The sequence below is a fragment of the Kitasatospora sp. NPDC029367 genome, assembly GCF_055569135.1.
The window spans coordinates 1-6493 of the sequence record NZ_JBVHYH010000143.1; the positions used below are offsets into that span (position 1 = coordinate 1).

Sequence of the window (6493 nt, forward strand, 5' to 3'; positions counted from 1 at the left end):
TGTACGACTGACAACGCCGACGATCCTACTGCCCGCACCCCGCCCCCGACGCGGGGTGACCGAGGAACGGACACCCACCCGCCCGGCGCCGCGGGGCCGAGGCGGCCGGGCCGAGGCGCCTCCGCCCGGGGAGGTGGCCGGTGGCCCTTCGGTGCGCGCCGGGTCGAGGGGGAGGGGGTGCCCCGGCCGGGGGGCCGACTACGCGTAGCGCTCGAAGAGCGCCGCCACGTACTCCTCCAGGCGGGCGGACAGCAGCTGGGTGCTCAGATCGGTGCGGCCCAGTTCGCGCCAGGGCACGGTGACCTTCTCGGCGTCCGGCGCGAAGGCCAGCGCGTCCAGCAGCCGCCAGTACAGGTGGTCCTCCCCGGTGGCGGTGAGCGTGCCGCCGGCTCGCTCGTAGGCGTCGGCGAAGGCCAGGCCCGTTTCCACGCCGTGCAGCAGGGCCAGGGCGGTCGAGCAGTGGGCGACGTCCAGGTCGGTGGGGCCCCAGGAGGTCTCCACCCAGTCGACGACCCCGCTGACCGCCAGTTCCGCCCCCGTACCGTCGAACAGCACGTTGCCCGGGTGGAAGTCCCGGTGCAGGAAGGCGCCTTGGTGCTCGGGGGCCGGGCGGCCGATCACCGTCACCGCGCGCTCCCACAGTTCCGGCCGCTCGGTGGCGGGCGGTATCTGCACGCGTTCGGGAGAGGTCCAGGCCTGCCAGGCCCGCGGCCGCTGGTCCTCGTCGACCTCGATGGTGTGCACGGCGGCCAGCTGCTGGGCCAGCAGCTCCACCCGGCGTGCCACGTCCCCGTCCTCCTGCACCCGCACCCCGCCGTCCAGGTGGGTCATCAGCAGCGACGGGTGCTCGCCGTGCTCGCCCCGCGCGTCCACCGCGTGCAGCCGCGCCGCCGGGATGCCGCGGGTGGACAGCAGGCGCAGTATGTCGGCCTCGCGCTCCAGCATGCCCGGGGCGTGGCGGACGTAGAACGGTTTGACGAAGGAGCGCAGCACCAGCGAGTAACCCCCGGTGCCGGTACCGCCGTTGTCACCGTTCCCGTCGTTGTCACCGTTCCCGTCGCTGGCGCTGCTCCGGCCGCCGTGGTCGGAGTCGATGTCCAGGCGCCGCATCTGCGAGGTCCACCCGCCCTTGAGCACCCGCACACCGACGATCCGCTCACCGGGGGCCAGCGTGCCCTCCACCCACCGGCGCGTTCCGGCCCACCCCTGGACGTCGTCCTCGGTCATGGTCGACCACCCTACGCCCCGCCCCGCGCCCGTGGCAGCCAGGGCCTGTTGTCGAAGTCCCGTCCCCGTACGCGGTCGGCCCGGTTCCCTCAGGCGAGTTGGGCGGCCAGGCCCGTGGTCAGCAGCGTGAGTCCGGCGGTGAACGTGGCGTCGGGGCCGGGGTGTTCGGCCTGCCACTGCAGGAGGAGCGGGTGGTGCGCCGGGTCCGGTCCGGCGGCTTCGCCGGTGGGGGCGTGTTCCTGCTGTTCCTGGAGGACGAATCCGATGACGTAGCTGGTCACCGCGTGCCCCAGCACGGCCGCTTGGGCCGGGGTGAGCCCCTGTGCGCTCATCAGGGCCAGGCCGTCCTCCACGGACTTGAGCGTCGCCGTTCCGGGGACGAGGTGCCCCGACACCAGCCGTGCGCCGTCGCGGCGCCCCAGCAGCGCCCGGCGCAGCCGGTGCGCGAACGCCTCCGTGTGCTGCGCCCAACTGCCCGCCTCCGCCTCCGTTTCCGTCCCCGCCTCCGTTTCCGCCTCCTTCCCGCTTTCCGTCCCCGGGGTGGTGAAGGCGGGGGCCACGACGGTGTCCGCCATGGCCGTCAGGAGTTCCTGCTTGCTGCGGACGTGCCAGTACAGCGCCCCGGGGGCCACGCCCAGGCGCTCGGTCAGTGCCCGGGTGGTCAGCCGCTCGAGCCCGACCTCGTCCAGCAGGTCCAGTGCGGCGGCGATGACGTCATTACGGTGCAGCGCCATGGCTTCGGCGGTCTCCTTCCAGCGGGGAAAGGTTCGGGAGCAGCGGGACTTGAGCTTAGCTCAGGTCGTCTGCCTATGATCGACCTGAGCGATGCTCAAGTAGCTTTCGTACTGGCAGGCATGGAGGCATGACATGGGTGAGTACGTGAACGTCGGTGGACATCTCACCTGGTGCGAGATCCAGGGCGAGGGCGATCCTGTCGTCCTGCTGCACGGGGGAGGGGTGACCGCCGACAGCTGGTGGGGCCAGATCCCGGCCCTTGCCGCGCACTTTCGTGTCCTCGCCCCCGAACGCCGCGGCCACGGCCGCACCCCCGACGTCGAAGGCCCCGTCACCAGCGACCTGATGGCCGGTGACCTCATCGCCCTCCTGGAAACCCTCGGCACCGGCCCCGTCCACCTGATCGGCTGGAGCGCGGGCGCGACCGTCGCCCTGCGGACGGCGCTGCGCCGCGCCGATCTGGTGCGTTCCCTGGTCCTCATCAGCGGTGGTGTCAGCCGTGAGGGTTCCACCGGCGCCGACGCCTCGATCCTCGACGACACCGCGCGTCTGGAGGCGATGTTCCGCCCCCAGTACGAGCCGCTGTCCCCGGACGGACCGGCTCACTTCCCCGTGGTCTTCGCCAAGTGGCTGGCCATGTGGCGGGAGGAACCCGACATCGGCTTCGCCGCCCTGGCCGACCTGCCCATGCCCCTCCTGGTCATGCAGGGCGACGACGACGGGGTGCGCATCTGCCACAGCGCCGCCGTGGCCGGCACCGCCCCCAACGGCCAACTCGCCGTCCTGCCCGGCACCTCCCACGCCGCCCCGCTGGAGAAGCCCGAGCTCGTCAACCGCCTCCTCCTCGACTTCCTCACCCAGCCCGGCCCGCCCGACAGGCGCCTGCCGCTCGGCGCCCTCGCCCAGGCGGCCCGCGACCACGCCTGACCCCCGGCCGCGCCCCGGGCTGTCGGCCCCGCTCCCCGAGGCGCCGGCGCGCCGCCACCCCCCGGGAACGGGCGGCAATCCGCTCGCGCGTGCTGAATCCGTCCGGGTACGGTCTGCGGATGACGAGGACCACACCGGCCAGGCCGGTGTCCGTGGAGGCGGTGTTCCCGGAGCTGGCCCCCTACCGAGCTCGGACGACCCGTTTGCACCCCCGGCCGGGGCGGCCCGGCGTGCACGACAGTCACGTCGGCGGGCCCATGTTGTGGCCGGAGGGCGAACCGTGGCCGCTCTGTCATGAGCCGCACCAGCGTGAGAGCGAGGGGTACGCACCGGAGGAGATCCGTAGCGCCCGGGCCGCAGGGGCCCGGCCGCCGAGTCGGCCGTGGCCCCCCGTGGGCACTCCCGGACTGGACGGGCCCGTGCCCTTCGTGGGGCTGGCCCAGTTCTTCCGCCGTGACATCCCGGGCCTTGCCTGCGGGCCCGACGGCGCCGACCTGGTGCAGCTCTTCCGGTGCCCCTTCACCCACGGCCCGTACCTGGAGCGCCGCTACCGCCTGCGGTGGCGACATGCCGGGCGGACCGAGCACGCGGAACGCTTCCTCACCGACCCGCCGCACGTGCCCATGCTTCGATGGGAGGACGAACTCCCCGAGCCGTGCGTCCTGCACCCGGAGGAGGTGGACACCTATCCCTGGGCTGAGGACGACACACTGCCCGCTTCGCTGATCGCGCGCATCGACGCGTGGGACGACGCCCAGGTAGCGGAACACGGCCCCGACGCCCCCAGCTACCAGTACGACCTGTCGATCCCTCCTGGTTGGCGCGTCGGCGGCTTCCCCAGCTGGGCGTCGACGGGACCGATGGCCATCGACTGCGAGTCCTGCGCGACCCCCATGCGGCTGCTGCTCACGGCGGAGGGCGACGAAATGGACGCCGGCTCGCACAGCTGGGTGCCACTGGAGGACCGTGACCCGACGCTGAGGGGGAAGGCATCGATCCGGGGCGGCCGCTCCGTTGCCCAACCCACTCGACTCCGCTTCGGCCGGGACCGGGACCTGCTCGTCTTCACCTGCCCGACCGACCCCGGACACCCGCCCCGGTGGGTGCTCAGCTGAGGCGTTTCGGGTCAGGTGGGTCAGGCCCTTGGCCGGGTACGGGCCCTGCCCGTCCCGGAGCCCTGCGGGGAGCGGGGCCCCGGGGGCGAGCGTCAGGGGTGGTGGATGTTCTGGCCCGGGGTGAGGATCCCCGCCGGGTCGAAGCGTCGCTTGGCCCGTGCTGCCTGCTCCCACAGTGTCCCGTAGTGGGCCTGCCAGTCGGTGTCGGTCATGTCGGGAATCGCGCCGATGAGGTAGCGCTTGCCGCCGAGGGCCACGGCTCGTTCGTAGAGGCGCCGGTTGCGTTCCAGCATTCCCGCGGTGTCGGCGCCCGGCGCGGGAAAGGCGAGCAGGTCGAAGTGCCAGCCGGTGGGGGCGTCGGGGAGGACTGCCAGGGGTGTGGTCACCTTCGCCCGCGTGTACGGGTAGAACAGGAGCAGTCCCGCGCCGAGGTCCGCGGCCGTCAACTGCTCGGCTGCCTCCCGCATGAACGTTCCTGCCGTGGCGGCCGGCAGGAACAGGCTCAGCCAGGGCTTCGGCAGCCCCCAGAAGCCCGCCTCGCGCAGGTACCCCGCGAAGGCGTCGACCCGGAACGCGTACTCGCGCCAGCTCTGTTCCACCACGGTGGTCTCGCCCGCCACCGGGTTCAGGCCCGCCAGCAGCGCCTGGCGGTCCACCGGCCGGTCCGCCGGCCCGTACGCGACCAGTTCGGCGGTGTAGCGCCAGCGCTGTCCGTCCGCGCTGCGCACCACGTTGCCGACCTGGAGGTCGAAGCGCCCGTCGGCGAGCACCTTCTGCTGGTCGGCCAGGTAGGTGTCCAGGTCGTCGTAGGCGAGGGTGAAGACGGTGGAGCGCGCCGGCGCGGGCACCACCGCCAGCGTCGCCCGCACGATGATCCCCGCCTGCCCGCCGCCGGCGAGCACCGCCTCGAACAGCTCCCGGTTGCGCCCGCGCGAGGCGGTCACCAGCTCGCCGGTGCCGGTCACCACCTGGAGCTCGCGCACCGTGTCCGTCTGCAGGCCGTGGTGCTGCACCGCCCCGCCGATGCCGCCCACGCTCAGCGTCCCGCCCACCGACAGGTGCAGGTAGTCGGTCAGCACCGGCGGTACCCAGCCGTTGGCCAGGCCCGCATCGACCAGTTGTGCCCAGGTGGCGCCGGTCTCGACGACGGCCTCGCCGGGCCGTGTCGAGATGATCCGGTTCAGGCCGCGGGCGTCGATCGCGATGCCGCCGCGGGGGTTGGCCTGGCCGTAGTTGGAGTGGGATTCCAGGGACGTCGTTCCGTGGGTGGCCGCGTCGCCGCTCTGCCCGTTGACGGCCACCGGCACGCGATGGCGCCGGGCGAAGGCGATGACCTTCTGCACGTCGCGCACCGACCCGGGGCGCAGCACGGCGCGGGGCGCGCAGGTGACCAGGTGTCCGAAGTCGGTGGAGAAGCGCTCCAGGCCCTCGCCCTGCAGCGTCACCGTCCCGTCCAGGGAGGGCAGTTCGGCGACGTCCTCGCCAGAAGCGGCGGCCCAGGAGCGGGTGGTGGTGTTCCACCCGACGACGGCGGCGCCGGCGCCGGCGATCAGGGCTCGGCGGGACAGGCCCGACCTGCTCATCTCAGGGTTCTCCGATCAGTCGTCAAATAGGGATTGTTGTACCGCAACCATCCCGCGACCACCTACCCGGCCGGCCGGGCCCGGTACGGCCTCGGCGCCGAACCCCGTCACACAGAGGACACTCGCGGCGACCTGAAATGCCTGGTCAGCCGAGGAGCACTGACCGAGCCCGAGCCGGGCCTGCTCACCATGGCGAACGGGCGGGCTGGGCGGTGGGGTTGCTGCCCGCCTTCGCCGGGCGTGCTCTCGGCTGGTGTCCGGCCCCCGGCTGGGGCCTTCGTGGTCCTGCTGCGCTGCTCCCGCACGCCGCTGGCTGCCGGGTGGGCGGTGTGTCTGGCCTTGGACGTCTCTCTCGCTGGGGTCGCCATTCGTCTCAATGGGCGCTACGGCGCTCTCCGTGTCGGTCCTCGCCCGGGCGCGGAGGCCGATACCGGTGAACTCCTCGAAACCCTTGGCGTCTTCGATGTCCCTAAGGTCCTCACCGCCACCGAACTGGCGGTCGTAGACCTATCCCTCGTGGCCTCTTGCCTCGGCTTGTTCGGGCTTGCTTCTTTGCTGAGCTGGGGCGGGGCGGGTGGTGCTGGCTGGGCTCGGCTTTCTCGCTCGTGCGTGGAGGCTGTTGTTGTGCTTGGTGGCCTGGGCGAGCCTCCGCTCGTGCACGGGACGTCGGCCGGGCTGACTTTTTGTGCACGTCTGGGTTTCGGTCGGGGGTGGGGGCGTGCGGTCTCGGGTGGGGGGGCGTGCGGTCTCGCTGGGTGTTGGTGGCTTTCGGCTTCTGGCTGCCTGCTGGTGGTTAGTGGTGTTGTGGGTGGGTGTGGGTGTGGCGGGTGAGGGAGTCGAGGGTGACGGCGGTGAGGAGGATGGTGCCGGTGATCATGTATTGGATGGCTTGGGTGGCGTGGATCA

5 protein-coding genes are annotated in these 6493 nt (G+C 72.5%); 2 read left to right on the forward strand and 3 right to left on the reverse strand.

Annotated features, from left to right (window positions below; translation table 11 throughout):
• Positions 1-198: 198 nt before the first annotated feature.
• Both ACZ4W5_RS37565 and ACZ4W5_RS37570 read right to left on the reverse strand, forming a co-directional pair.
• Positions 199-1227: a phosphotransferase family protein gene (locus tag ACZ4W5_RS37565; protein WP_465659708.1), complete on the reverse strand. Its 1029-nt coding sequence runs from the start codon at positions 1225-1227 to the stop codon at positions 199-201.
• A gap of 89 nt (positions 1228-1316) precedes the next feature.
• Complete coding sequence (locus ACZ4W5_RS37570; protein ID WP_465659710.1) at positions 1317-1961, reverse strand: TetR/AcrR family transcriptional regulator C-terminal domain-containing protein; 645 nt, start codon at positions 1959-1961, stop codon at positions 1317-1319.
• A 133-nt stretch (positions 1962-2094) separates the two neighbouring features.
• On the opposite strand from ACZ4W5_RS37570, the gene ACZ4W5_RS37575 reads away from it, so the two are divergent.
• Positions 2095-2889 carry an alpha/beta fold hydrolase gene (locus tag ACZ4W5_RS37575; RefSeq protein ID WP_465659712.1) on the forward strand — a complete coding sequence of 265 codons (795 nt, stop codon included), beginning with the start codon at positions 2095-2097 and terminating at the stop codon, positions 2887-2889.
• Positions 2890-3308: 419 nt separating this feature from the next.
• Positions 3309-4004 (forward strand): hypothetical protein, encoded by a 696-nt coding sequence (locus tag ACZ4W5_RS37580; RefSeq protein ID WP_465659714.1) that lies wholly within the window; start codon positions 3309-3311, stop codon positions 4002-4004.
• Positions 4005-4096: 92 nt separating this feature from the next.
• On the opposite strand, the gene ACZ4W5_RS37585 is transcribed toward ACZ4W5_RS37580, so the two are convergent.
• Positions 4097-5587 (reverse strand): FAD-binding protein, encoded by a 1491-nt coding sequence (locus tag ACZ4W5_RS37585; protein ID WP_465659716.1) that lies wholly within the window; start codon positions 5585-5587, stop codon positions 4097-4099.
• Between the last annotated feature and the right edge of the window lie 906 nt (positions 5588-6493).

Bases quoted from the DNA above. Each gene is read 5' to 3' on its own strand.
- ACZ4W5_RS37575 (WP_465659712.1), top strand. From the start codon at position 2,095: ATGGGTGAGTACGTGAACGTCGGTGGACATCTCACCTGGTGCGAGATC.
- ACZ4W5_RS37585 (WP_465659716.1), bottom strand. From the start codon at position 5,587: ATGAGCAGGTCGGGCCTGTCCCGCCGAGCCCTGATCGCCGGCGCCGGC.
- ACZ4W5_RS37565 (WP_465659708.1), bottom strand. From the start codon at position 1,227: ATGACCGAGGACGACGTCCAGGGGTGGGCCGGAACGCGCCGGTGGGTG.
- ACZ4W5_RS37570 (WP_465659710.1), bottom strand. From the start codon at position 1,961: ATGGCGCTGCACCGTAATGACGTCATCGCCGCCGCACTGGACCTGCTG.